The organism is Pseudoalteromonas sp. SR41-7 (assembly GCF_014163935.1).
In the GTDB taxonomy this organism is placed as follows: domain Bacteria; phylum Pseudomonadota; class Gammaproteobacteria; order Enterobacterales; family Alteromonadaceae; genus Pseudoalteromonas; species Pseudoalteromonas distincta.
The window spans coordinates 179,159-204,242 of sequence record NZ_JACJEF010000008.1 but is presented as its reverse complement, the minus strand read 5'-3'; the positions used below and the strand labels follow the sequence as shown (position 1 = coordinate 204,242).

Genomic DNA, 25,084 nt, shown 5'->3' with positions numbered 1-25,084 from the left:
TCTCGTAAAATTAAAGGAGTGGAGTCCACCAAGTTTCATTATCTAGGTACCAATCAAGCGTTTTAGCAAAGCCGGTTTCAAAGCTCTCAGCAGGTACATAGCCTAGTTCGTTATTTGTTTTAGTGGCATCGATTGCGTAGCGGCGGTCGTGGCCTGCACGGTCTTCTACGTAGGTAATTAGCTGCTCTACATTATTGGCAATAGCCGATTTAGCATTAGGAAAACGCTTAGCAAGCTCTGGGTTGGTTGCAAACTTTTCGCCCATTACTTTACACACTAGTTTTACAATATCGATATTGGCCCATTCGTTGTTGCCACCAATATTGTAATTTTCGCCTATGCGGCCTTTTTTAAGCACCAGCTCTATACCACGGGCGTGGTCTTCTACGTATAACCAATCACGAATTTGCTGGCCGTCGCCGTACACAGGCAGTGGTTTGTCGTTAAGTATGTTGGTTACAATTAAAGGGATTAACTTTTCAGGAAAGTGGTATGGCCCATAGTTGTTTGAACAGTTTGAAGTAGTTACCTCAAGCCCATAGGTATGGTGATATGCACGTACTAAGTGGTCGCTCGCTGCTTTTGAAGCAGAATACGGTGAGTTAGGTGCGTAGGCTGTTTCTTCGGTAAAAGCAGGATCGGTTGCGCTTAATGTGCCGTATACTTCGTCGGTACTTACATGATGAAAGCGGTGCGCTAATGGCTCATTACCCACCGCTTTTGGCTCGTCTATCCACTTTTTTTTAGCGGCTTTTAATAAGCTGTATGTACCGAGTATATTTGTTTCAATGAAGGCGTCGGGCCCCGTTATTGAGCGGTCAACGTGTGACTCGGCTGCAAAATGCACTATGGTGTTTAACTGGTGAGTGTCTATTAGGTTTTCGATTAGTGCGGTGTCGCAAATATCGCCGTGTACAAAGGTCATGTTTGGGTTATTAGCTACTAAGTCTAGGTTGGCCTTGTTACCTGCGTAGGTGAGTGCGTCTAGCACAATTACTTTGTCTTGTGGGTTTTGTGCTAACCAGTAATGTACAAAATTTGCACCTATAAAACCGGCTCCGCCTGTTACTAATAAATTTTTAGCAGTCATTACTTGTTCCGTTTATATTTTGGCTTTATAGCCTTTAATTTATTTTTAAATTGTAAGCGGCTTGCTTACAGTTTATTTATATTTTTGGTTGCCTAAAAGTGAGGTTTACGTCTCACTTATAAAGCATTTTATTACCTAGAGTATAAAAACGCTGCGCCACCCCAAGAAGTAATTAACGCTATTTGCGCCAGCAAGCTAGGCTTGCCTACGGGTATACTCTATTTACTCTCTGTGTACTCTTTGGTGATAGATTACTTATTTGTAATCTATCACCAAGGCGTTGCCCCTACACCGAGGAGTAATTAATAACGCCAGCAAGCTGCGCGTCTGCATTTATAATTTACGCTTGCGCGTTTAGCTCTGTTAGCATTGCTTTTAATTGTGTGCGCCAGTGAACTGTTTTTACGCCACTTATTTCTTCAGTCTGAGCTTTATTTAACACGCTAAATGCAGGGCGTTTAGCTGGTGTTGGGTAGCTTGCTGCTGGTATTGCACTAATAGGTATTGATTTAGTTAATAGCCCTTGCTCTATTGCAAGCTCTTGTATTGCTACTGCAAAATCGTACCACGAAGCTACACCCGCATCGGTCCAATTTAAAATAGTTGCTGTATTTTCAGTATTTAAAACTTGCTCACTGCTTGCTTTAGCTACTAAAGCCCATAGCATATTCGCCAAACCTGCCGCCCACGTTGGCGTACCAACTTGGTCGCCTACTATACCTAACTGTTCTTTTTCTGCCATTAATCGTAACATTGTTTTTACAAAGTTATTACCAAAAACAGAATAAACCCACGCTGTGCGCACTATGGTTGCTTGCGAGCCTAAAATTTCATTAATAGCCTGCTCACCGGCTAGCTTTGATGCACCATACACCCCTAACGGGTTTGTGGCATCGGTAGCGGTGTAAGGCAGGGTATTTGTGCCGTCAAACACAAAGTCAGTCGAAACATGTATTAATTTTGCATTAATATGCTTGCACGCGTTTGCTAAATTAGCAGCACCTTGCTCATTTACTGCATAGGCGTTATCTACGTCGGTTTCGGCTTTGTCTACTGCGGTGTAAGCAGCCGCATTAATAACGATGTCGGGCGAATGGCTAATTAGCACTTCGTTTACTTGCTCGGCGTTGCTTATGTTTAGCTCTTTAGAGCCAAAGCATACAAGCTCTATATTGTTTGGGCAGTTTTTTTGAAGCTCAAAACCTAACTGGCCATTTTTACCTGTTACTAATACTTTCATGAAATTTACTTACATAATTAAAGTTTAAAATGTGGGTGCGTTTTTAAAACTTAACCCAGCTTCGTCTTTTGCTGAAAGCTGCGGTAATTTTCCGTCAACCAGTGGCCAGTCAATATTAAGCGTTGGGTCGTCCCATTTTATAGACACTTCTACATTAGGGTTGTATACGTCGGTACATTTGTAAACAAACTCGGCTGTGTCGGTGGTTACATAAAAACCATGTGCAAAGCCTTCTGGCACCCAAAGCTGGCGTTTATTTTCGGCCGACAGTAATACCCCTACCCACTGCCCAAAGGTTGGAGAGCTTTTACGCATATCTACGGCTACGTCGTATACTTCACCTTGCGTTACACGCACTAATTTACCTTGGGTATTTTGTGTTTGATAGTGTAAGCCGCGCAGTATACCGTGGGCCGATTTACTGTGATTTTCTTGCACAAAGGTACGCTCGCCGCAGTGTTGGTTAAATAGCTCTGTGCGAAAAGTTTCCATAAAAAAACCGCGCTCGTCACCAAATACTTGTGGCTCAATAATTTTTACATCAGGAATATTTGTTTCTATAAATTTCATTTTAATGCCTATTAAAATACAGTTTGATCTAAAAGCGATAATAAATACTTGCCATAGCCTGATTTTTTAAGCGGCTTTGCTAGCTTTTTAAGCTGTTCTGCATTTATGTAACCCATGCGGTAGGCTATTTCTTCTGGGCAGTTAATTTTTAAGCCTTGGCGTTTTTCTATTGCGCGAATAAAGTTAGCAGCATCAAGCAAATCATCAAGTGTACCTGTATCTAACCAGGCTGTGCCACGGCCCATTATTTCAACATTTAGCTCTTTTTTAGCGAGGTATTGGTCTATTACGTCGGTAATTTCAAGCTCGCCTCGCTCAGAAGGCTTTACGTTTTTAGCAAACTCCACTACGCGGCTATCAAAAAAGTACAACCCTGGTACGGCGTAGTTTGACTTAGGTTTTTCTGGCTTTTCTTCTATTGAAATGGCTTTGCCATTTTGGTCAAATTCAACCACACCATACGATTTAGGATTTGATACATGGTAGCCAAACACGGTAGCACCTTGCTCGCACTCAGTTGCATTTTGCAGTGATAAAGATAAATCGTGACCATAAAATAAATTATCACCAAGTACTAACGCAGCGCATTGGCCTTGTAAAAAATCTTCGGCTAATAAAAATGCTTGTGCTAGGCCATCTGGACTTGGTTGCTCTTTGTATTCAAATATAATACCCCATGCGCTGCCATCGCCTAATAGCTCTTTAAAACGCGGTAGTTCTGCGGGGGTTGATATAATTAAAATTTCGGTAATACCTGCCATCATTAACGTAGACACCGGGTAAAAAATCATAGGCTTGTCGTAAACAGGCATTAACTGCTTACTTACTACTTTAGTAAGTGGGTATAAGCGAGTACCTGACCCACCAGCTAAAATAATACCTTTGCGTGCCGACTTTGTGGCCGGTGCTTTTAAAGAGTGCATGTAGAATCCTATCTATCCATTTTAATTAAATACTTATTAAGCTTTGTAGCTTTTATAAGCTTAAGTTTACCTTAGCTCTTTTACTGTAGCTAAAACTATTTTACCAATACCAAATAGCATTAGCTGTAATACTGCGAATAATAAAATATTATATAAAGTAGCTGGGTATTTGTTGTCTTGCGGTAGCGTTGCCGATTCAACCACCACTAAATATTTTAACTGGCGGTAAGCCTCTATACGCGCTTTATCAAGTGATACCTCAGAAGATGTATAGCCTTTAAGCGCTAGCTCTAACTCAATTTTTAAATCAGAAAATTGCGCAAGCACTTCGCTTACAGAGGTTCCATTATTTTTTATATTACTATTAGTACCTTGCTGGGTAGATAGCCTATCTCGCTCAAGTTCTAGTTGCTTTTTAAGCGCACTAAGCTCAGAGGCTAGCATAACTACTTGCGGGGCTTTTTCGGTCATGGTTGAACGCAGCCCTTTTAGCTGCGCACTTTTAGTCGCTATTTGCCCTTCAAGCCCGTAGGTTATTTGCTGAAGTGCTAAGCCTTCGGCTTCTGGGTCGAGTAAGTTATTTTTTTGCTGAAAAGCGAGGGTGTTTTTTTGCGCATCGCGTAAGCGCTGCTCAACTTTTGCATGCTCTAACCTTATAAACTGTAACTGCGCGTCAGCTAATTGGTGGCCTATTGAGTTTATATACCACTCTGCGCGGTTAACTATGGTTTGCGTTAGCGTATTAGCAAACTCTGGGGTAAAGCCCTGTACTAAAATTTTAATTACGCCTGAGGCTTCGTCAATCTCTACTGTGGTGTGATCTATATAATACTTTAATAAATCTTCTATGCTGGCATTACTACTTAAACGCGAAAACACATCGCCACCGTTTTGGTAATGCTCTTTTAGGTTATTGTGTGTTTGTAAGTAATTTAGCAAGTCTTCTGAGTGAATATACGCTTTTGCTATTTCGGTATCAGCTGTTGAGTTACCGCCTACACCCAAACCGCTCAGTAGCGCCATTGACGGGTCCATTGTTGCCATACCATCTGGCTGCTGAATAATTAATTGCGCTCGGCTCTCAAACCGTGGTGCAGCCCAAACTAGCTGATAAAATGCAAATAGCACAAACGGTACAGCCAGTAACACAACCCAAGGCTGGGCCCACTTTTTTGAGCTGAAATTATTATTTAATTTACTGTAAAAGTTATCCAATTTATTATTTTTTTCTTCACTGTTTTTTTTATTTTCACTACGCTTGTTACTTGGCTCAGTAGAAGTGCTAGTTTGCGTTTGCTTTGCATGTAAGGCTACTTCATCACTTAAGCGCTTTAAATGCACTTTTATTTTTGGACGTTCTGGCTGCAATATACGCACACGTTGCATAACGCGGCGAGCCAAATAAATATCTGTTTTTTCTATGTCTTGCGCAAGCTTAAAAAGTTTATCGCCATCATTCCATACCTCTGTACTGGTACGTTTATGTAGCTCGGTAAAGCGTTGTTCTATTGTGTCCACTGCTTGTTGACTCATAATTATAATGCCTGGTAATGAGCAATTCCTTGCTCTAAATCGTTGTAAAAAGTAAGTTCGCCTTGGTGCAGTACTATGGCGCTATCGCAAAAATGGCGTAGCTCATCCATTTCGTGGCTAACCATTATCACATTGGCATTTTTACTCTTTTGTGTAAGCGCTCGGCGAGTTTTATTTCTAAATTTTGCATCGCCCACGGAGGTAACTTCATCTATAAGATACACATCAAAATCTATACCTATTGAGCACGCAAATGCTAGGCGGGGCTTCATGCCACTTGAGTATGTATTTACAGGTAAATCAAACTTTGGGCCTAGCTCGGCAAATTGCCTTACACGCTGTACGTATGTGTCTAAATCGGCCACACCGTTAATTATCCCTATAAAGCGGGCATTTTCGGCGCCACTCATTTGAGGGTGAATCCCCGTTGCAAGCGCTACCGGCCACGATAAGTGAAGGTCAGTAATAATTTCACCTTTATTAGGGTATTCGCTGCCAGCTAGCATTCTAAAAAGGGTAGATTTACCCGCGCCGTTAGAGCCTAAAATAGCAATATTGTGGCCGCTGGGTATTTCAAAGCTTACATTTTTAAAAATGTATTGGTTACCTAACACTGAGGGGTAATACTTGGTAACATTTTGCAGCTTAATCACTTAATACTCCTTGTTGCATAAGGTTACCTACTTATAGCCTGTTTCCACGACACGTGGTAAATACATAATGCAAAAAACAAACTAACTAATGCGCACGAAAACAAGTAGAGCTCACTTACAGCCTCTATACTATAGGTGCTATAAGCTGCATGGCGGGTTAGTTCTATTGCGTGTAAAATAGGATTCCAGTCGAGGTATGGCCAGTATTCTTTTGGTACATCTTGCATAGAAAAAAACACTGCCGATATGAAAAAAAGTGGACGTATTGCAATGCTTTTAATTTTATTCACTTCTGGCACATAGCATTGCGCAATTGCAAAAACCAATCCCAGCGACACAGAAAAAATCCATAGGCTTAATATATTTACTATCACAAATAATGGGTCGTCTAATTTAAAGTCCATCTTTAAAAAATACATAATGACAAAAATGAGCGCAAATACTGCTAACTTTATTAAAAAACTAAAAAATGCGGTGGCCAATACACTACTAATGGGTTGCACTTGCCTAAAAGCAAACAAGGCTTTATTTTTTTGTATGGATCCAGAGCAATTTGTTAATGTTTCTAAAAACAGCTGTATTAGCAACATGCCGTACATCATAAACTCGAACGTAGGCATAGTGTGTATATCGCCACCACTCATTCGTCCACGCATATACGATAGCATAAATATAAAACTTAATGGCTGCACTACAGCCCATGCCAACCCTAACCTATCATTAAAGCTGGTACGAATTTCACGAACAAATAGGGCAAATATAACGTCGCGCCATATTGCCCAATTACTACGTTTAAGTACGGTAGTCATAATTAAGTTGCTACATTTGCCGCAATAGCAATTTGGTAAATTATTTGCGTTATATCTTTAACCGATTGCAAAAACTTAGTGTCGACTTTTGGTAATACTAATATTTGATCCCCTGGTTTTAAGTTGCCGTAGGCGTCTACGTCTATCATGCCATTAGGGTGTATAACCATTATTTGGTCGTAATTGGCTCGTTCGCTATAACCCCCAGCCCATGCGATGTAGTCGTCAATTGTTGCATTTGGGTTGTACACAAGCGCTTGTGGCATGAGCACTTCGCCACCTATGTGTATTAAATCAGTTTTTGCTGGTATGTGTATTACATCCCCCTGCTCTAACCTAATATTTGCAACTTGACCTTGATCAGAAATAACTACTTTGCCAAGCGGAATCGCTTTGCGGGCACGTTCTGTAAATTCTAAAATCATTTTACCTTCTTCGGCTCTTATTTTAGCTTCTCCGTCGGACGATGCAGGGGCGGTAAATATGCTGCGTTCTAATCGGTCTAACGCTTGGTCAATCATCTCTTTTTGCTTTTTAGCTACGCTTTTACGCTGTATATAAATTGACTTGTAGTCAGCAAGATCTTTATCTATTTGTATGTTGGCAAGTAGGTCGTGCAAGCGGGTGTTGTTTTTTACCGCAAAGTACGATGGTCCTAAGTAACTACCCGCTACTTGAATATCGAGCACTTGTGCACGTATATCGTCGTTAAAAATAAGGCGGTCGCCATCTTTAAGTGTAAAGCTTTTAAACTCGTTGTAAGGTAAGTAAACCGAAAATGGGCCTGTTTTACGGTCGCCTACTATTCCTACGTGGCTGACTTTAGCAAGTGGCAAGGCAAATTTTGCTAGTTGCTCACCCGTTGCTTGATTATCTTTAAACTCAAACCTAAATGGTGCTCTTACACTTCCTGATACAACAACTGTTGCCTTTTGGCGCTCAACTAAAATTACGTCGTTGTCTTTAAAGTTAAACTTAGGGAGGTAACCACTTAGTATAAAGTCGTATAGGTCAATATTTTGAATTACTTTATCGTCTCGTAATACCTTTATAGAGCGGTAACTGCCTCGCTCAGAGTCTATTCCACCGGCTCGCTTTAAGTAGTACAAAATACTGTCGGAAGCTATACCTGCATATTGCCCAGGACGAACAATGCTACCACTTATGTAAACACTCACTGGCGTTGCTGTAAGTAAGTTTACGTATATTTGTACGCTACTTTTATATACTTCTTTTATTTTCTTGCTTACGTAACTATTTAGCTGGCTTGCTTTTACGTCTGCTACGTATACAGGACCTACATTAGTTATAAATAAATTACCTTGGTTATCAACCGTTATAACTTCTGATTGATTTATTGCACCCCACAGCCAAATAGAAACTTTGTCGCCTGGTGCTATTGTATAGTCGTCGTTTAAACCATCTTGGCGCTCACTTTCGTAACCACCGGCAAATAAGTTTGCACCATATGGAGGTGGTAAGCCAAGCTCTGGAGTAGGTAGTAATTCAGCCGCTGACATTTCGCCTGGCAATAATGTTCCAGAACGCCCTTGTTTATTATATGTTCCATTTTGTAACGCAGCATTAGGTAGTTGCGTTTGAGTTGTACCTGCGCTTTCAAGCTGGCTTAAAGACATTTGTTCTGCTGCAGTAACATTAGCGCTAAATAGACTAAAGGTAGAGCAGATTAATATTAAAAATGTTTGAAATATTTTGCTTAGCATGTTCATAAAGGGCTTAAGCTCCAAAGCTAATTTGGTTGTTTTTGTTTTCAATTACTTGAGGCGTTACTACCCATTGCTGGTTGGTATTTTTACACACAGCTCGACGTTCTTGTTCGGCTAATTGTTCTGCTCTTTTTAAATAAACCACTCTACAGTTTTCACCCAATGCTGACGTATAATGCAGGCCTAATGTAAACTCAATATTATTGTATTGCCCTGTATAGCCTTGCGGCTTAGAGTCTAATACATCACTGAAATACGTGGGTAATGCGCTAGCACTGTTAGATTTTATTGGTTCGTCTATTAGAGCACGTGTGGCATGAAGAACAGGGGGTGACATAGCACAGCCTGTTAAAAACAGAAAAGGGAGAAGTGATAGTATAACTTTATTATTTTTCATTATTTATTTTCTAATCTATTGGTAAGTAACAAAATAAAATCCTTGATGTGCTAAATTTTCGTTAGCTTTTTCCATACTTGTTTAGTAATTGCCGAATAACACATAAAAAACAATAAAAAAGACACTAGCATTATCCACTCAGCAACTGCATAAACTTCAGCCAAACAACCTAGTAGGGCAAGTATACTTGCACCAGACGAAATAACAATAAGCGAAAATCGATGACTGTAACCTGCAGCTTCAAAAATATGATGCAAATGCTGTCTGTCAGCCTGAAAAGGGGATACACCTGATTTGACTCTTCGCATTATTACTGTTGCCATATCCATTAAAGGTACAGCAATTATATACAAGGCAGTTACAGGTCTTAATGCTGGCGCATCTAACTCTATCCCTATTACCATAAGCCAAACTAGAGTTAAGCCTATGAGCATATTGCCTGAGTCACCCATAAATATTTTTGTGACTGAGCTGTGCAGTTTAAGATTAAATATTAAATACCCTAATAAGGCAGCAATAAATAAAAAAGGTAGCAAATACCATGCATTAGTTACTCGACTTAGTAAAAACGCCAAAGCAGTAAATGCAACTACACTGAGTAAACCGACTAATCCATCCATGCCATCCATCATGTTAATAGCATTGATTCCTGCAATAATGGCAATAACCGTTAATACAATTCCAAATCCTGCTAATTTGAGTTCAAACCAACCTAAAATATATCCTAAGCTGTGTAAGTAGATCTCTGTTCCAAATATAACTAACGAGGCTACAAACACTTGTGCAACAAGTCGGATTTTTACCGAGAGTTGATAACGATCATCTAAAGTACCCAAAAAAAGTACCAACGCTGATGCAACTAAATAAATATTTAAGTTTCGGCTGTGTTCTATAAATAACATTGAAGTAATTAATACGGCTAAATAAATTGCAATTCCGCCAACTAAAGGAATGTTTCCTTTATGTATTTTTCTATCGCAAGGGAAGTCAACCAACCCTGTTTTTACAGCAATAGGATTAATCACTTTTATGGCAATAAGTGAGATAATAAACGTAATTGAGAGAGGGAACCAAAAATCCATTATGTATCCATATGTGTAAAAGTATAGCTAAAGCGCAACGTATATGTACTTCTCATAAGTATACAAAACCTTTACATTTATGCATGGCTAATTACAACTATATTATCAAGAAAAAGCACTTAAAACACATGATTTATCACTAGTTTTGTAATGATTTATTTTTTCAATGTTAAAAATAATACCACAAATAGTTGTTTAAAGTACTTCAATACTATTACAGCTTTAATTCTATCTCTCGATAACCGACCATAGCGTGTAATCGACAGTATGGTAAATAAATATGGTTAAATATAGCCTGAACGTTGATCTACGACAGCTAAATTATAAATAAATTAGGAATTAAGTTTTAATAAAGAAAATATGCTTTCTTTATCATTAAAACACTGCGGCTATACCCTACCTTGAATCTTTGTAATTTAACTTCTACTGTAAATGTCATTACAAAAACGACTAATTACTGTGAGCCATCATGCAAATACTTCACCACGGAGCGGTTAATGGAGTTACCGGTTCGTGCCACGAACTGGTAATTAACGAGCAAACAAGTGTGCTTGTTGATTGCGGATTATTTCAGGGTGAGGATTCTAAAGCAGATCTTTCAATTGAATTTGATGTTACCCATGTTACTGCGCTTATTGTTACCCATTGCCATATTGACCATGTTGGTCGAATTCCTTACTTATTAGCAGCCGGTTTTAAAGGCCCTATTTTTACAAGTATTGCATCGGCCAGTTTATTACCTTTAGTAATTGAAGACGCTTTAAAAGTGGGTGTAACCCGCGACCCTAAAATTATAGCTGCCTGCTTAAGCTTATTAAGTAAACGCATAGTTGCTGTTGATTATAAAACGTGGTTTGAACTGCCTTGCAAAGCGCCCGATAAAGCTAAGGCGAGGTTTCAGCGTGCGGGGCATATATTAGGTTCTGCCTACGTTGAAATTGATATTACAAATAATGATAACAACAAACATCGCGTTGTGTTTTCAGGAGATTTAGGCGCGCCGCATACCCCGCTACTCCCTTCGCCTAAGCCGCCCTACAAAGCCGACACTCTAGTTATTGAATCAACCTACGGCGATAAAAACCATCAAGGCCGTAAAGAGCGCACTCAAACGCTAAAAAACATTATCGAACGCGCTGTTAGCGATAATGGCGTGGTGTTAGTGCCAGCTTTTAGTATTGGGCGTACACAAGAGCTGCTATATGAGCTGGAGCAACTCATACATAGCTCATCTAAAAAGTCTAAGTGGCGAGACATTCACGTAATACTCGACTCCCCTATGGCAGCCAATTTTACTGAGCAATACAAAAAGTTTAAATACCTATGGGATAGCGAGGCCAAACGCAAAGTTGCAAACGGTAGGCACCCGCTCGATTTTAAAAACCTAACTACGGTTGATTCACACAAAGAGCATTTGGCTATTATCAACTATTTAAGTTCGCGGCCAACACCAGCCATAATATTAGCAGCAAGCGGTATGTGCACTGGTGGGCGTATAGTTAATTATCTTGAGCGATTTTTAAATGACAAAACCACCGATGTATTGTTTGTAGGTTACCAAGGTAATAAAACGCTAGGCCGTGAAATTCAAAAATATAGCCCTCGTAATGGATATGTTTTTATAAACGATGCTCGCATTACTATAAACGCCAAAGTACATACAATTAGTGGCTACAGCGCCCATGCCGATCAAAACGGATTAATTAAATTTGTAACAGGTATGCATAAAAAGCCAAGCCATATAAAAATTGTGCATGGCGATGATGATGCAAAAAATGCGTTAGCAGCAAAGTACAAAGAGATATTAAGTAGTGAAGTTAAAATAGAGATTGGTAAATTGTAGGCGAGAAGCTTGCTCACGCTATTTAATTTATTAAAATGGAAATTAATTATATGGCAAACACACATAAACGTTTAAAAGGACGCTGCACTTCGGTAAACGCTTATTACTCTATTACAATTTGTTGTGATTTTCGTAAGCCATTATTTGCTAACTTTTTATGTGCACGGTTAATTGCGAGTGAACTCATTAAATTTTCAAAAAACAATTCACTTAATACTATCTGCTACGTAATCATGCCTGATCATATACATTGGATTTTACAGTTAAATAGTAGCCTTAACCTTTCAAACCTAGTTAGGAATTTTAAAAACATTACAACTTATAGACTTAATAAACATAGCGGTACGCATGGAAGGATATGGCAATCAAATTACTATGACCACAAAATAAGGAATAATGAAGATTTAATAGGTCAAGCGAGGTATGTAGTCGCAAACCCTTTACGTGATGGCTTAGTGGACAACATAAAGAAATATCCATATTGGGATTGTGTTTACTTGTAAAGCGGTGGCTTTAAAGCGCCAGTAAGCAAGGCGCCTACATGGTCACCATACATCGAGGATGAAAAATTCGCGTAGGCGTGAAGCTCGCTCACGCAATTTGATGAATACGTAAAAGCTGCGCTTTTAGTGCGCCAGCAAGCAAGGCGCCTACATGGTTACATACGCCGAAGATAAAAATCCACGTAGGCGTGAAGCTTGCTCACGCAAGTTAATAAATACGTAAAAGCTGCGCTTTTAGTGCGCCAGCAAGCAAGGCGCCTACATGGTTACATACGCCGAAGATAAAAATCCACGTAGGCGTGAAACTTGCTCACGCAATTTAATAAATATATAAAAGCAGCGCTTTTAGTGCGCCAACAAGCAAGGCGCCTACATATTCACCTAGACCGAGGATGAAAAATCCACGTAGCCATGAAGCTTGCTCACGCAATTTGATAAATACGTAAAAGCTGCGCTTTTAGTGCGCCAGCAATCAAGGCGCCTACATGGTCACTACACCGAGGATGAAAAATTCGCGTAGGCGTGAAGCTTGCTCACGCAATTTAATAAATATATAAAAGCAGCGCTTTTAGTGCGCCAACAAGCAAGGCGCCTACATATTCACCTAGACCGAGGATGAAAAATCCACGTAGGCGTGAAGCTTGCTCACGCAAGTTAATAAATACGTAAAGCTGCGCTTTTAGTGCGCCAGCAAGCAAGACGCTTACATGGTCACCATACACCGAGGGGTAATCCACGTAGGCATTTCATTCCCTAAAAACATCAAACTATTGAAATCTATTCGCTTTAGGAGCCACTTACGTTTGGTAAAACTGTAACATTCGTTTGATTATTAAATTTTTGTTTCCAGTTTAAATCACAAATACCGTCAGTTGGTGAAAAAGCAGTAGGTGCGGTTAAAAGTAATCTACGTATTTCTTGGTGATCGGTTTCGTCACAGGCTAATTTAAGCTTATCTAAAAATGGAGACAGTTCACTCCATGGCATTTTAATTTCTTGTGCACTTAGGATTCTTGGATGGTCGGTGCCAATAACGTTGTCTCCTATAAGGAGCTCTTCAAAAAGCTTTTCACCCGGGCGTAAACCTGTGCATTGTATTTCTATATCGCCATTTGGTCGTTTTGCGTGTTTAACTTCAAGCCCTGACAAGTGAACCATTTTAATAGCTAAATCTTTAATTTTAACAGGCTCACCCATATCGAGTACAAACACGTCACTTCCCACACCCATTGCGCCGGCTTGAATAACTAGCTGAGCTGCTTCTGGAATTGTCATAAAGTAGCGGGTTATGTCTTGGTGAGTTAGTGTTATTGGACCACCTGCTTTAATTTGCTTTCTAAACAGGGGTACAACAGATCCTGACGATCCTAAAACATTACCAAATCGAACCATGGTAAAACGTGTTGTGTCTTGGATTTCAGATAGCCCTTGCAATACTAATTCAGCCATGCGCTTAGTAGTACCCATTATATTTGTTGGGCGTACTGCTTTATCTGTTGATATAAGAACAAAAGTTTCTACCTTTGTATATATGGCCGCAGTTGCTAAGTTATAGGTGCCGTAAACATTATTACGCACGCCTTCTACAACATTGTGTTCAACTAAAGGTACATGCTTATACGCTGCTGCATGGTAAACAGTTTGAACACTAAAAGTAGAAAATGTTGACTCAACTAATTTTTTATTTTGAATAGAGCCCAGTATTGGTAGTATTTCAATATTTAAGTCATTTTTTGCACAAAACTCTGATAACTCTTTTTCAATTGCGTAAAGCGCGAACTCAGATAGTTCAAATAACACTAATTTAGTCGGACTATTTTTTACTATTTGCCTACAAAGCTCAGAACCTATAGAGCCGCCGGCACCTGTAACCATAACAACTTTATCGGCTATATTTGCCGACATTAAATCTTGGCGAGGTTGCACTGAATCGCGGCCTAGCAGGTCGTCAATTTCAACATCTTTTACTTCATCAAGATTAGTTGTTCCTGCAACAATATCTGCCATACCGGGAACAGTCATAACTTGTAATTTAAATTTTTCTATTGCGTTAAGTACTTCTTTTCGACGACTGCGAGATGTACTTGGTAGTGCCAATAATATTTTATTTGCACACTTTTGCTTTGCAATTTCAGCAATTTGCGACGGTGCATGCACACAAATACCTTGAATTAACGATAAATGCTTTTTAGGGTCGTCGTCTATAAATGCGACTGGTGAGTATTCAGGGCCATTTGCTAAGGCAGTTGCTAATTGGCGGCCAGCAGAACCAGCCCCATAAATAATTACGCCTTCTTTGCGGCGCATAGTTATTTGGCCAACTACAGCTCGCACGGTTAGCCTTGCACCACCAACAAATAAAATACAAAAGCTGGCATAAATAAAAGGAACGGTGCGTGGTACTGGCGCACTAAGAAAAAAAGATAAAATAGTTAAATAAACAGTCGAAAGTACAACACCGGCAATAATGGCCCACATAGCCTGTGTGTTCATATAGCGCAGCACAGCTCTGTAGAGCCCAAGCTTTACAAAGCTTAATAAGCTAAGCGGCAATAATGCTGATAATAAAATCCAAGTATGTGTATTTTTTAAAACGACGGTGCTGTCTAGCCTTAATAAAAAAGCCAGCCAAAAAGCAACAATTATAAATACGCTATCGATGAGGAGAGAAATAATTCTTTTTTGAGGACGAGGTAAATTAACTAAAAATTTTAAAGACACAATACATTTCCCTGAAGCTAGCAGTAAGACTACTATTCTATTGATTACAATTTTACTACAAGATGAACAACTATTGCACTTAATAAATAAAGACTATATGTAAATATTTATATAGTCTTTATGTATTTGGTTATTTTTTGTTAGTAAACGTTATCGTTAGGTATATGTTTTTATTTTAAAGAAGCTAAAACAAGCACTTCGTTGATTATTTGAGCTGTTTTACCTATTTCGCTTTCAGTCAAAGTTGGATGGACCAAAAACATAATTGACGTTTCTCCTAATAGTACTGCATTAGGTAAACGTTTTTTAGGTCTCCAAGGGGTATCATCAAATGCTTTTTCAAGATAAACCTCTGCACAACTACCTTGGAGACACGGTACACCACGTTCCGTAATTTCGTTTACTATACGGTCGCGATCCCAATCATGAGCCAAACATTCTGGTTTTATAAACATATAGTGCTTATATTGAGCATGTTCGATATGTTCTGGTACATTAACTAATCTTATACACTCGAAATTCTCTGCTGCACTATCGAGCAATGTACTATATGCTTGGCGTTTTGCGGTCCAATCAGCCATACGCTTTAGCTGAATACGACCTATAGTAGCTTGCATTTCGGTCATACGCCAATTAGTGCCAAAGCTCTCATGTAGCCATCTAAAACCTGGTGGATGCTCTCTATTATAAATAGCATCAAAGCTTTTCCCGTGGTCTTTATAGCTCCACATGCTTGACCATAACTCTTTTGAGTTAGTCGTTACCATGCCGCCCTCGCCACCTGTGGTCATTATTTTATCTTGGCAGAAACTCCATGCACCTATGTGACCAATGCTTCCAACAGAACGACCTTTATATTTAGCACCATGCGCTTGTGCACAGTCTTCAATTACATAAAAACCATGTTCTTTGCTGAGCGCCATTATTTCATCCATTTCCGCTGGCATACCTGCTAAATGAACAACAATAACTGCTTTAGTTTTTGATGTAAGTACTGCTTTTATAGATTCGGCGGTAATAGCTTGGCTATTCAGATCGACATCTGCAAATACAGGTGCTGCTCCTGATGTAACAATACTTGAAGCAGATGCTAAAAAGGTGCGTGGTGTAGTTATTACTTCATCACCAGCGCCGATGTTTAATGCCTTGAGTGCAAGATCAAGTGCTAATGTGCCATTACCTAACGCTATTGCGTATTTGCTGTCAGCCCAGCTTGCAAATTCTTTTTCAAATTCACGGCCTTCAGTACCCGTCCAATAATTTACTTTATTAGATAAAATAACACGGCTAACTGCATCGGCTTCTTCTTGTGTAAAGCTAGGCCATGGAGAGAATGGGGTATTTAACATGAAATTCCTATAAGATTTAAAAGCTTAACTATTTTCTGAAACTTTAATGCAGGGAGAGCCATAAGCAATTACACCTGATGGTATATCTTTAACAACCAAACTACCTGCACCAATTAATGTATTATCGCCAATATTAATAAGTTGTTTTACTTTACTTCCAATACCTACCCAACTACTACGCCCGACGTAAACTCCGCCAGCTAACGAAGTACCAGGACAAATATGGGTAAAGTCACCTATTTTACAATCATGCTCAATTATAGCTGAGGTATTAATTATACAGCCACGGCCTATTACTGCGAAAGCGTTAATAACAGCGTTGGCAGCTATAACAGATCCAGAATCTATTTGAGCATATTTACTTATAATTGCACTTGGGTGTATTAGGATAGGAAGTGTGTAGCCATTTTTGGCTAACGTTTTTATTTTTTCTTCTCGAGTATTATTGTGACCTATAGCAACAGCAACATTCATGTTGTTACTAGGTACATTCAGCAAATCTGAAAATGTACCTACAACAGACCAATGCTCTATATTTTTTTTATTAGGATAAGCATCATCATAAAAGCTAACACTAAAGCCTAGCTGCTCCGCAATATCAGCTATTATTTTACCGTGGCCGCTAGCTCCTAAAATAGCCAGCGTTTTTAAAGCTGGCTTAGTCATTATTAGAACCTTTAAAAGGCTCAATAGTTACATGCCCATCAGCACTGATGCCCTCTCTTACGAAAACTTTTTTTACTGTTAACAGTAATATTTTTATATCGAGGAGGAAGCTTTGATTTTCTACATACCATACATCAAGCTTAAACTTTTCATCCCAGCTAATTGCATTACGACCATTTACTTGTGCCCAACCTGTAATACCAGGTCTTACATTATGGCGTTTAGCTTGTTCTGAGCTATACAGCGGTAAGTACTGCACTAGTAGTGGCCTTGGCCCAACTAAGCTCATGTCGCCTTTAATAACATTAAACAAGCCTGGTAGCTCGTCTAAACTGGTAGAACGTAAAAAAGCACCAAATTTAGTCATTCTCTCGTTATCTGGAAGCAGGTTACCGTGCTTATCTTTAGCATCGAGCATGCTTCTAAACTTCATCATTTTAAACACTTTACCGTTTAAGCCAGGGCGGTCTTGCGTAAACAAAATAGGTGAGCCCAATTTAAAACGAATAAATATAGCAACCACAAGTATTACTGGCAGTAAAAAAAGCAATGCCCAAAGAGCAATTAAAAAGTCAATTATTCGCTTCATTAAATAACCCCATATACTTTTTACTTAACACGATAAAACTTCTCTCATTTATCAAAAACTCAAAGCCAAATTCACCAACCTGTTCCCTATCTAAAGAATTCATAGATTGATATTTCTTGATTACATTCGCAAAATAATCACTATCCTCAGCTGGCGTAAACTCACCACAGTTAGCTTCATTTATCATAGATGGGTAACCAGAATACATACAAACAATAGGTTTTTTTGCATACATATAATCAATAAACTTGTTTAAAGACATACCGTATTTGTATATTCTTTCGTTACGCACCGAGGCAACGAGTAAATCAGATAGACCAAGTAAGTGTTGTATCTGCTCTTTCCTTATTTTAGGCGCAAAAGTAATATTATTGAGATCTTTAGAGCTATCAATTAACTGCTCTTCTAAATAACCACCGCCAACAAACAAAAAATGTATATTACTTGAATTTCTCAACTTTTTCGCAGCATCAACTATGTACTCTAAAGCATTAGCCTCTCCAAAAGTTCCAGTGTAGGTTACAAGAAATTTATTTTTAGGAATATATTGTTCGATATATTCCTTACTTAATTCTTCCTGACTATTTTTGTAAAAGTCAAAGCTCACACCTTGAGGAATACAATGCACTTTAGAACCAAGGCCGACTTCGTTTTCAACATGTAGTTTTAAACCGGGCATGGTACCAACTATAGAATCAGAGTATTTATAACCTAACCTTTCGATCTTACTTAAAAGCCAAATTAATGGGTGATTTGCGCTAAAGCCTTTTAAGTCTATTAACGTTTGCGGCCAAATATCTCTAACCTCAAATATAAACTTAGCTTTATAAAACTTTTTATAAAAACAACCGGTTAATACAGTGAATAATGATAGTGAGGAGGCAATAACAACATCAGGTTTCTCATACCTTTTATTAAATGCCATCATCAATACAAAAAAATCAAACCATAACCAACTAAAAATACGTTTGATACTCGTAGCTTTAGAGTATTTCAAGGTATTTACCCAAGTGACACTGAAGTCATTACTCTTTTCATCAAAGTAACGGCTTTTAAATTTTGGTAAATGGTTATATAAATGGGAAGAGTTTGATGTGATAAGCCTGACATTGTAACCAGCCTTAGCAAATTCTTTGCAAAAGCTGGCTTGCCTTGTGTCTGCTCCATACTCTTTTATATTGGCATATTTTGATATGTACCAAACGTTATTTTCCATAGTTAATTAACGCATTAATAATATTGCTAGAAGCAACTCCACTTCCGTACAAATTAACACTACAACCTTTAAAAAACAAAAGGTTATAAAAAAAGCAAGGCTTGCAACGTATTTTAATTAAACAATCTAGTATTAAGTTTTTCATTTTTTAAAAAATCTAAGATATTTGGTTCATGATTTATAACCACACTAACTGCAGAGCTATTATTAATAAGCTCCTAATTTAGTGAGGCTGCTTTTATAAGTTGTGATCTTGTATCAACTAAAATTGTAAATATTTTCATTTTTATACATACCCACTTATACAGATAGCAATTTGTCGTACATATGAAATAATTTTGTAGCTTGACTTTCCCAATTATAGTTTTCAACAACAGCTTTTCTGCCGTTGAGACCCATTTTTTTTGCAACATCAGGGTTATTTTTTAAATATGCAATCGCTTCTTCAATTGCAGTTGCTGAAGCAGGGTCAACGCAAATACCACATTCAGCCCCATCAATAATCTCCCTCCATAACGGAAAATCAGATGCAATAACAGCAGCGCCTGCAGCCATATATTCAAATAGCTTCACTGGAAATGCCTCCTCGTAGTCCCCTGTTGCTTGGAGTACAACTAATCCTATCTGGGTTTCATCTAATATTTCTACGATACTTTTACGAGACTGCCAACCAATAAAATTGACATTCTGCCATCCGGGTGTGCTTTTACATTTTTTTTCTAGTCCACTTTCTTGAAACTTTCCAGCCAAAGTTAAATTAACTGGTAAGTTTGCAAAGGCTGATACCATTGGTACTATACCTCGGGCCTCTGTAATCCCCCCGACATAGGTAATTAATGACTTAGATTTTGTTGGTTCGTATGAGTCAAACTCTTTTAAATCTACATAATTTCGAGTTTCAATTGTCTTCTCTGAAGGGAAACGACTCGCAATAGTCGGCGTCACAGTAACAATGCCGTCCACTAATTTTGATACAAGGCTTTCGACCGCTCTAATTAACAAAGATATTGGTCTTCTCAGAAGAAATGGAATCCACTTTTTACGCAAAACCTGTCTTGGTACATCTTCATGTACATCATAAATCACTACTTTCCCTCTGAGTTTTAACAAAGGCGCAATAAGCATTAGCTCTGGATCGTGAAAGTGGTATATATCCGCGTTTTCCTTAACTGCCGCTCGGAACATTAAAACGAGTCTATTTAGGGTTTTAACAATCCTATTCCCTTTTGATCCCCCTATATTAACGATTCGTACTCCACTTACCAATTCATCTTCTAATGAATCTGCAACAAGTAAAACGACTTCGAAGCCTCTTGCAGCTAAAGAGGCACTCGTTTTTACTAATATCCTGGTGTCATATCTAGGATGAACGGTTGTTAATTGTGCAATTCTTTTAATTTTCATACTTACTTGACTTCCTTCAACCATTTGGGCTGTTTCAATGCAGCTGCATAATTTTAATCAGTCTATCATTTAAGAGTGCGGCGACTTGAGTAAAAAACTTTCTATTATAGGGTTCGTAAATAAAAGTAATGACTGCTTCCTGTAAGAGTCATTAAGCCATAATTATAATTGTTATAAGAAGATATTAGAAGTTTCGCCACTAATAAAACACTTACATAAGCAAATAATTACAAAATAAACTCTAAGGGTTAAATAACATTACAATACAATAAAATCACATATAAAGTGTTCGTATTTACAGAAGTAATTATTGGAATGTATATAAACCGAAATAAAATCCAGTCGGTATAACTATTTAAATCTTGTATATTTTAAGTAACGTTTTCATTACTGCACACTGTGAAAATTTACTATAAACATACTCAAAAATGGCGTTTTTCTGAAAGTCCATTTTTAAAAGAAGGCTTATTTTTTCTATGAAAAATTGCTCATTTTCAGCCAGTAGACCCACCTCAGGCGTAACAATAGATTCACTACCACCATTTTTAAGGGCTAATACTGGTAAGCCAGCGGCCATAGCTTCAATTAAAACAACCCCAAATGTTTCTTTCTTACTTGGTAATAAAAAATAATCAGATCTATTTAACAAGTCTTTAATTTGCAAGCGTGATAACTGCCCTAGTAAGAAAACATCTTTCTGTAAATTTAAACTCTTAATCAATTTTTTTAATTGCTGTTCTTCGGGGCCAGCTCCTCCAATAAATAGTTTAACCTCATAACCTTTTTCTAATAAACTTTTAACTGACCTTATCGCTAATTGATGATTTTTATTTACTGTTAAATTACCAATTGAAACGAAGGTTTTACAAGCCCCTGTTATTCTGCCGCTATCAGCTTTTTTAAAGAAATTTATGTCAACAACATTGGGGACATAATGAAAAATCTGCTTATACTTTAACGATAGGTGCATGCCAAATGCATTACTTACAGCAATATTAGCTTTACTTTCTTTATACAAAATTAAGCTTTTTTCACACAATTTTTTCCACTTCAAGCTTGAGTGTTCTGTAACCACAAACGGTATATCATAATTTTTTTTGATCCACAGAGCTAAAGCACCGCATGAAGCATTATGCACGTGCACTAAATTAGGTTTAGGGTTATGCAATAAAAATTGTTGGAATAGCTTTTTGCCAATTGCTAGTTGCAATGTATTATTTAAGCGGTCCATACCTCTGATTGCAGGAAATGAAACAACATCCTTTTCTTCAGACAAACGGCCAAACCTAAAGCAACGGCTTTTAATCGCTTCACTAGCTGTTTTTGGTATTGCTCCAAGAACAGTCACGTCATTACCTTGCTCCCGTAGCATACTTACTTGATCGGCTATAAATATTGCTTTTTGGCTATTATTGATTGTTGGGTAGTTATACGGAATAATTAAAACTTTCATTTATAGATACTTCTAAGTGATAAAAGTAGTCAAAGTACTTAACTATGACTTCTAGAGTACTTTTGAGAAACTGTCTACTTTATTGTTTATTTTAATGTTAGGTGACTCTTTTTACTTTTAATATATTAGGCTTTCAGCGTCATAATGCCTTTTTATTATCGGACGAGTCTTAATTTACATTACCAACAATTAAGACCTTATAGCTGCTGCCTTACTTACAGATATTTTATATACTTTGCTCTCAGCAGCGCTTAAAAGCTCTATATTCCAACTGTATTACTAACATATTTCTTTTTACGTTGATTATTAGCCAAGAGACAGAAGAGAAAAAATGATAATGATAACCCTTTAAATAAGATTGTTTCGAATAAACCATACCCTAGCAAAAGAAGCATATACAACATACTTTTTCTTTCCACTTTTCGTAAAATTAGGGTTATATACATAAATAATAAGGAGAAGCATAATAGACCAAAATCTGAAAAAAAGCTGATATAACTATTATGAGCAGAAAGAGTATCCCCATGTAGCTTAAAAACAGTATTATTAACTCCTACTCCAAAAAATAAAGAACCTATATTATCGAGCTTATCTGAAAAGACTTGATTAATAAAATCAAGCCGACCTGATGAGCCAGCCTCTAAAGTTTTCGATTCTAGCCGACTATAAAAATCAGCAGGTAAAAAATACAAACCTATAGCCACTAAAAGGGGAGTGAAGAGAATAATTCTGTTTTTACCAAAAAATATTAAAGAAACAAAAATGGAGAACAACATTCCAGCTCTCGACATTGTCAAAAATATAGATAGAAAAATAATTAAAAGTAGAGGAACAAAGTAATACTTGTTTTCTTCTTTAACAATCAAACATCCAATAATGCTTAAGCAAAATAGATTAACTGACATAGTATTTTGATTTAAATAAGGCCCACTTAATATATATTGAGTATGAGAGGAGGCAAATTGAGCACCTAAAATATAGAGCATGTAACTAGTCATTAAAAAAATGACAGTAATAAATAAATAGGACTTTTCAATTTTATAGAAATCAAAATCATCTTTATTAGGCTTAACAGAAGAAAGTAAGAATAAAACTAAAAGAGTCATTAAAGCATTCCAGCCTCCACTTTTAATACTTTCAAAGTTATAGAATGAAGACACTAACATAAAAAAGAAAAGGCTCAGTAGAACAAGCATATTAGTTAAGTTTACTTTTATGTTTTTCTTAAGGATAAGTATAAAAAGAAAAAGAGTAAGAGCAACAAAAGTTAATACATTTAATAATGAGTATAAAGTTGGACTTACAACCTCTAAGAAGCTCCCTTTCAAAAGCAACAAGCATATAATTATAAATATTAGAGCATACATATATAAATAACTCTCAATTTTTAAGCTTAATAATAAACTTTATAGTTTGCTTGAATGTTTTTCTGAAAATTAAAAAGCCAATTATGTAGTAAATAAATACAGCAACAAGGGTATATTTATATTCATCTAACTTTAGAAGCGCAAAAGTTGAAGCAAATGATAATGCAATTAATGTAACAGAATAGATTTTAAGTCGATCAACTTTTTTCCACACCCTAATGCTTACTTCGGTCCTTAAAACCAAATAAATCCAGTATGAAATAAGCATGCCTATTGCAGCCCCAGTAGCTGAGAAATAGAGTACTAAAAAGTAACTAATTAAGATTCCGAAAATAGCAGATATAACTGTAGCGATTAAACCCTTAGAAGTCTTTTTTTCAATATTAATGCCTATAGCCGTCATTTCCGATAATGAATAGAACAAGAAACCCAATGCGCAACAAGCAATAATATATTGTATTGAAAAGTATTGTTCAGAAAAGAACAATGTAATTACAGGTGAACAAGCAATGGCTAGACCTAAAAAGAAGTATGTAAACATTAAATAAAAATCAATAAAATAACCCAAGTCATCAAGTTTACTATTAGAGCTCAACTTCTCGTAAATGTAAGGAGACCAGAGCATATTAAAAACATTAGAAAAAACAGCAACCCCCGCTGAAATACTAAAAGCAACGCTATAAATACCTAAATCAGATAAAGGAGCAAGCGTCTTTAATAATAACTTATCTGAAGATTGAAATAGCCAAAATATAAGCCCAGAAAAAGCTGCTGGCACCCCAAACTGAAACATTTTTTTATAACTAGATATTGATATATAAGGTAAATTAAAAGTAAATTGTGAGCGCCCTAAAATAATAAAATTAATAAGCAAAGCAAAAAATAACGAAACGCAGTGCGCAGCTAACAACCAAAAGAAATCATCAAAGATTATATTTAAATTATAGGCTATAAGCAAAAACAGAAATAAAAATACTTTTGGAATTGATTGAACTAATGAAAACGACTTACCTTTATTTTCCATCCTAAGCGGAAGGGAGAGAAATCGAATTAAAAATGAGAACAGTACTGCTAAAGCTGAAATGTAAAAATATAGGGTATTATCGGCTTCAAATAACTTACTTGCTATAAAAGATGGACTAATAAGTAGACAGATAAATATAACTACAATTAATAGCCCTATTCCTGGAAGCAAAGATGAGAAAAGCAAAGACTTCTTTTCCATCGTCTCGTGGTAGCTTCTTATGTACGACAAGTCTAAACCAAACGATAAAAAAACTATCGAAAAAGTTATTAAAACTTGTAAAATGGCAAACTTACCGATACTTTCCGGGGGAAATAAACTAGTCATTAATGGGATTGATATAAAGCTTAAAATTACAACAAAAATAGGCCCGAGTAGAAAATTAAAAAAACTCCTAGGATTCATTTTCGTTTCTTTCTTTTATTAATTTAGCAGGGCTTCCAGCTATTATTATGTTATCCCCAAAATCAGACGTAACAACTGAGTTCGCACCTACAATTACATTAGATCCTATAGCAACGCCTTCTTTAATAAAAACATTGTCTCCGATCCAGCAATCATTACCTATTTTTATAGTTTTCTCATTATGTACTAGAGGTCCGTTAATATTTGTTGTTGGCTTTTTCATAGAATGTGTCAAAGCCTTTATAGAGACGTTATAGCCTATTGCACAACCAGAGCCTATAATTACATTTGACTTATCACCACATGTTATATGGGCTCGATTTATATAAGTGTAATCTCCTATGTATATATTTTGCACATTACCGGTAAATACGGTATTAACGCCACAAGAAGCTAAATTAGAAACGTTTTTCATTTTTTCTAATTTAGCTAAAAAAACAGTTTTTTTTGCCCAATTGAATAGAGAGAAAACCACTTTGGCTATTAAAAAATGTAATTTACGCATTAAAAACCTTAAAAA

The 25,084-nt window shown here is 37.2% G+C and carries 23 protein-coding genes; 2 read left to right on the top strand and 21 right to left on the bottom strand.

Going from position 1 to position 25,084, the window contains the following annotated elements; genetic code table 11:
• Positions 1-10 precede the first annotated feature (10 nt).
• From rfbB to wecA, 10 genes are all read right to left on the bottom strand, one after another.
• Positions 11-1,090, bottom strand: a complete 1,080-nt coding sequence (gene rfbB / locus H5092_RS13040) for a dTDP-glucose 4,6-dehydratase (protein ID WP_182733660.1) — start codon at positions 1,088-1,090, stop codon at positions 11-13.
• Positions 1,091-1,430: 340 nt separating this feature from the next.
• Positions 1,431-2,330, bottom strand: a complete 900-nt coding sequence (rfbD, locus tag H5092_RS13035) for a dTDP-4-dehydrorhamnose reductase (RefSeq protein WP_182733659.1) — start codon at positions 2,328-2,330, stop codon at positions 1,431-1,433.
• Positions 2,331-2,354: 24 nt separating this feature from the next.
• Positions 2,355-2,900: a dTDP-4-dehydrorhamnose 3,5-epimerase gene (gene rfbC / locus H5092_RS13030; RefSeq protein WP_182733658.1), complete on the bottom strand. Its 546-nt coding sequence runs from the start codon at positions 2,898-2,900 to the stop codon at positions 2,355-2,357.
• An 11-nt stretch (positions 2,901-2,911) separates the two neighbouring features.
• Positions 2,912-3,823 (bottom strand): glucose-1-phosphate thymidylyltransferase RfbA, encoded by a 912-nt coding sequence (rfbA, locus tag H5092_RS13025; RefSeq protein ID WP_182733657.1) that lies wholly within the window; start codon positions 3,821-3,823, stop codon positions 2,912-2,914.
• A 66-nt stretch (positions 3,824-3,889) separates the two neighbouring features.
• Positions 3,890-5,356 (bottom strand): lipopolysaccharide biosynthesis protein, encoded by a 1,467-nt coding sequence (locus H5092_RS13020; RefSeq protein ID WP_182733656.1) that lies wholly within the window; start codon positions 5,354-5,356, stop codon positions 3,890-3,892.
• Positions 5,357-5,358: 2 nt separating this feature from the next.
• Entirely contained in the window at positions 5,359-6,009 is a 651-nt protein-coding gene (locus H5092_RS13015; protein ID WP_182733655.1) for an ABC transporter ATP-binding protein, read from the bottom strand.
• A gap of 23 nt (positions 6,010-6,032) precedes the next feature.
• Positions 6,033-6,818 (bottom strand): ABC transporter permease, encoded by a 786-nt coding sequence (locus H5092_RS13010; protein WP_182733654.1) that lies wholly within the window; start codon positions 6,816-6,818, stop codon positions 6,033-6,035.
• A gap of 2 nt (positions 6,819-6,820) precedes the next feature.
• Positions 6,821-8,548 (bottom strand): polysaccharide biosynthesis/export family protein, encoded by a 1,728-nt coding sequence (locus tag H5092_RS13005; RefSeq protein WP_182733653.1) that lies wholly within the window; start codon positions 8,546-8,548, stop codon positions 6,821-6,823.
• A 7-nt stretch (positions 8,549-8,555) separates the two neighbouring features.
• Positions 8,556-8,882 carry a DVU3141 family protein gene (locus H5092_RS13000; protein ID WP_220492533.1) on the bottom strand — a complete coding sequence of 109 codons (327 nt, stop codon included), beginning with the start codon at positions 8,880-8,882 and terminating at the stop codon, positions 8,556-8,558.
• 110 nt (positions 8,883-8,992) lie between these two features.
• On the bottom strand, positions 8,993-10,024 hold the full coding sequence (gene wecA / locus H5092_RS12995) for a UDP-N-acetylglucosamine--undecaprenyl-phosphate N-acetylglucosaminephosphotransferase (RefSeq protein ID WP_182733651.1): 1,032 nt from the start codon (positions 10,022-10,024) through the stop codon (positions 8,993-8,995).
• 469 nt (positions 10,025-10,493) lie between these two features.
• On the opposite strand from wecA, the gene H5092_RS12990 reads away from it, so the two are divergent.
• Both H5092_RS12990 and H5092_RS12985 read left to right on the top strand, forming a co-directional pair.
• On the top strand, positions 10,494-11,867 hold the full coding sequence (locus H5092_RS12990; protein WP_182733650.1) for an MBL fold metallo-hydrolase RNA specificity domain-containing protein: 1,374 nt from the start codon (positions 10,494-10,496) through the stop codon (positions 11,865-11,867).
• A gap of 35 nt (positions 11,868-11,902) precedes the next feature.
• The gene (locus tag H5092_RS12985; protein WP_310736014.1) at positions 11,903-12,370 is read left to right on the top strand and encodes an REP-associated tyrosine transposase; all 468 of its coding nucleotides are present in this window, start codon (positions 11,903-11,905) and stop codon (positions 12,368-12,370) included.
• A gap of 542 nt (positions 12,371-12,912) precedes the next feature.
• Here H5092_RS12985 and H5092_RS12980 read toward each other — a convergent pair.
• From H5092_RS12980 to H5092_RS12930, 11 genes are all read right to left on the bottom strand, one after another.
• Positions 12,913-13,107, bottom strand: a complete 195-nt coding sequence (locus H5092_RS12980) for a hypothetical protein (protein ID WP_182733648.1) — start codon at positions 13,105-13,107, stop codon at positions 12,913-12,915.
• A gap of 49 nt (positions 13,108-13,156) precedes the next feature.
• Positions 13,157-15,091: a nucleoside-diphosphate sugar epimerase/dehydratase gene (locus tag H5092_RS12975; protein WP_182720576.1), complete on the bottom strand. Its 1,935-nt coding sequence runs from the start codon at positions 15,089-15,091 to the stop codon at positions 13,157-13,159.
• Between the two features lie 170 nt (positions 15,092-15,261).
• Positions 15,262-16,440, bottom strand: coding sequence for a DegT/DnrJ/EryC1/StrS aminotransferase family protein (locus H5092_RS12970; RefSeq protein WP_024596605.1), 1,179 nt, complete (start codon positions 16,438-16,440; stop codon positions 15,262-15,264).
• 24 nt (positions 16,441-16,464) lie between these two features.
• A complete protein-coding gene (locus H5092_RS12965; protein ID WP_182733647.1) occupies positions 16,465-17,106 on the bottom strand; it encodes an acetyltransferase in 642 nt (213 codons plus the stop codon).
• Positions 17,099-17,695, bottom strand: a complete 597-nt coding sequence (locus tag H5092_RS12960) for a sugar transferase (protein ID WP_220492531.1) — start codon at positions 17,693-17,695, stop codon at positions 17,099-17,101. The genes H5092_RS12965 and H5092_RS12960 overlap by 8 nt, the downstream gene beginning before the upstream one ends.
• A complete protein-coding gene (locus H5092_RS12955) occupies positions 17,679-18,911 on the bottom strand; it encodes a glycosyltransferase family 4 protein (RefSeq protein WP_154903963.1) in 1,233 nt (410 codons plus the stop codon). The genes H5092_RS12960 and H5092_RS12955 overlap by 17 nt, the downstream gene beginning before the upstream one ends.
• Positions 18,912-19,211: 300 nt before the next feature.
• A complete protein-coding gene (locus tag H5092_RS12950; RefSeq protein ID WP_182733646.1) occupies positions 19,212-20,315 on the bottom strand; it encodes a glycosyltransferase family 4 protein in 1,104 nt (367 codons plus the stop codon).
• 355 nt (positions 20,316-20,670) lie between these two features.
• The gene (locus tag H5092_RS12945) at positions 20,671-21,768 is read right to left on the bottom strand and encodes a glycosyltransferase (protein ID WP_182733645.1); all 1,098 of its coding nucleotides are present in this window, start codon (positions 21,766-21,768) and stop codon (positions 20,671-20,673) included.
• Positions 21,769-22,028: 260 nt separating this feature from the next.
• Positions 22,029-22,874: a hypothetical protein gene (locus H5092_RS12940; protein WP_154903966.1), complete on the bottom strand. Its 846-nt coding sequence runs from the start codon at positions 22,872-22,874 to the stop codon at positions 22,029-22,031.
• A 274-nt stretch (positions 22,875-23,148) separates the two neighbouring features.
• The gene (locus tag H5092_RS12935; protein WP_154903967.1) at positions 23,149-24,564 is read right to left on the bottom strand and encodes a lipopolysaccharide biosynthesis protein; all 1,416 of its coding nucleotides are present in this window, start codon (positions 24,562-24,564) and stop codon (positions 23,149-23,151) included.
• The gene (locus H5092_RS12930; RefSeq protein WP_154903968.1) at positions 24,554-25,069 is read right to left on the bottom strand and encodes a DapH/DapD/GlmU-related protein; all 516 of its coding nucleotides are present in this window, start codon (positions 25,067-25,069) and stop codon (positions 24,554-24,556) included. Before H5092_RS12930 ends, H5092_RS12935 begins: the two co-directional genes overlap by 11 nt.
• Positions 25,070-25,084: the final 15 nt, after the last annotated feature.

Excerpts from the sequence above, each read along its gene's own strand:
- rfbB (WP_182733660.1), bottom strand. The coding sequence starts at position 1,090 with ATGACTGCTAAAAATTTATTAGTAACAGGCGGAGCCGGTTTTATAGGT.
- rfbD (WP_182733659.1), bottom strand. The coding sequence starts at position 2,330 with ATGAAAGTATTAGTAACAGGTAAAAATGGCCAGTTAGGTTTTGAGCTT.
- rfbC (WP_182733658.1), bottom strand. The coding sequence starts at position 2,900 with ATGAAATTTATAGAAACAAATATTCCTGATGTAAAAATTATTGAGCCA.
- rfbA (WP_182733657.1), bottom strand. The coding sequence starts at position 3,823 with ATGCACTCTTTAAAAGCACCGGCCACAAAGTCGGCACGCAAAGGTATT.
- H5092_RS13020 (WP_182733656.1), bottom strand. The coding sequence starts at position 5,356 with ATGAGTCAACAAGCAGTGGACACAATAGAACAACGCTTTACCGAGCTA.
- H5092_RS13010 (WP_182733654.1), bottom strand. The coding sequence starts at position 6,818 with ATGACTACCGTACTTAAACGTAGTAATTGGGCAATATGGCGCGACGTT.
- H5092_RS13005 (WP_182733653.1), bottom strand. The coding sequence starts at position 8,548 with ATGAACATGCTAAGCAAAATATTTCAAACATTTTTAATATTAATCTGC.
- H5092_RS13000 (WP_220492533.1), bottom strand. The coding sequence starts at position 8,882 with ATGTCACCCCCTGTTCTTCATGCCACACGTGCTCTAATAGACGAACCA.
- wecA (WP_182733651.1), bottom strand. The coding sequence starts at position 10,024 with ATGGATTTTTGGTTCCCTCTCTCAATTACGTTTATTATCTCACTTATT.
- H5092_RS12990 (WP_182733650.1), top strand. The coding sequence starts at position 10,494 with ATGCAAATACTTCACCACGGAGCGGTTAATGGAGTTACCGGTTCGTGC.
- H5092_RS12985 (WP_310736014.1), top strand. The coding sequence starts at position 11,903 with ATGGAAATTAATTATATGGCAAACACACATAAACGTTTAAAAGGACGC.
- H5092_RS12970 (WP_024596605.1), bottom strand. The coding sequence starts at position 16,440 with ATGTTAAATACCCCATTCTCTCCATGGCCTAGCTTTACACAAGAAGAA.
- H5092_RS12965 (WP_182733647.1), bottom strand. The coding sequence starts at position 17,106 with ATGACTAAGCCAGCTTTAAAAACGCTGGCTATTTTAGGAGCTAGCGGC.
- H5092_RS12960 (WP_220492531.1), bottom strand. The coding sequence starts at position 17,695 with ATGAAGCGAATAATTGACTTTTTAATTGCTCTTTGGGCATTGCTTTTT.
- H5092_RS12955 (WP_154903963.1), bottom strand. The coding sequence starts at position 18,911 with ATGGAAAATAACGTTTGGTACATATCAAAATATGCCAATATAAAAGAG.
- H5092_RS12950 (WP_182733646.1), bottom strand. The coding sequence starts at position 20,315 with ATGAAAATTAAAAGAATTGCACAATTAACAACCGTTCATCCTAGATAT.
- H5092_RS12945 (WP_182733645.1), bottom strand. The coding sequence starts at position 21,768 with ATGAAAGTTTTAATTATTCCGTATAACTACCCAACAATCAATAATAGC.
- H5092_RS12940 (WP_154903966.1), bottom strand. The coding sequence starts at position 22,874 with ATGACTCTTTTAGTTTTATTCTTACTTTCTTCTGTTAAGCCTAATAAA.
- H5092_RS12935 (WP_154903967.1), bottom strand. The coding sequence starts at position 24,564 with ATGAATCCTAGGAGTTTTTTTAATTTTCTACTCGGGCCTATTTTTGTT.
- H5092_RS12930 (WP_154903968.1), bottom strand. The coding sequence starts at position 25,069 with ATGCGTAAATTACATTTTTTAATAGCCAAAGTGGTTTTCTCTCTATTC.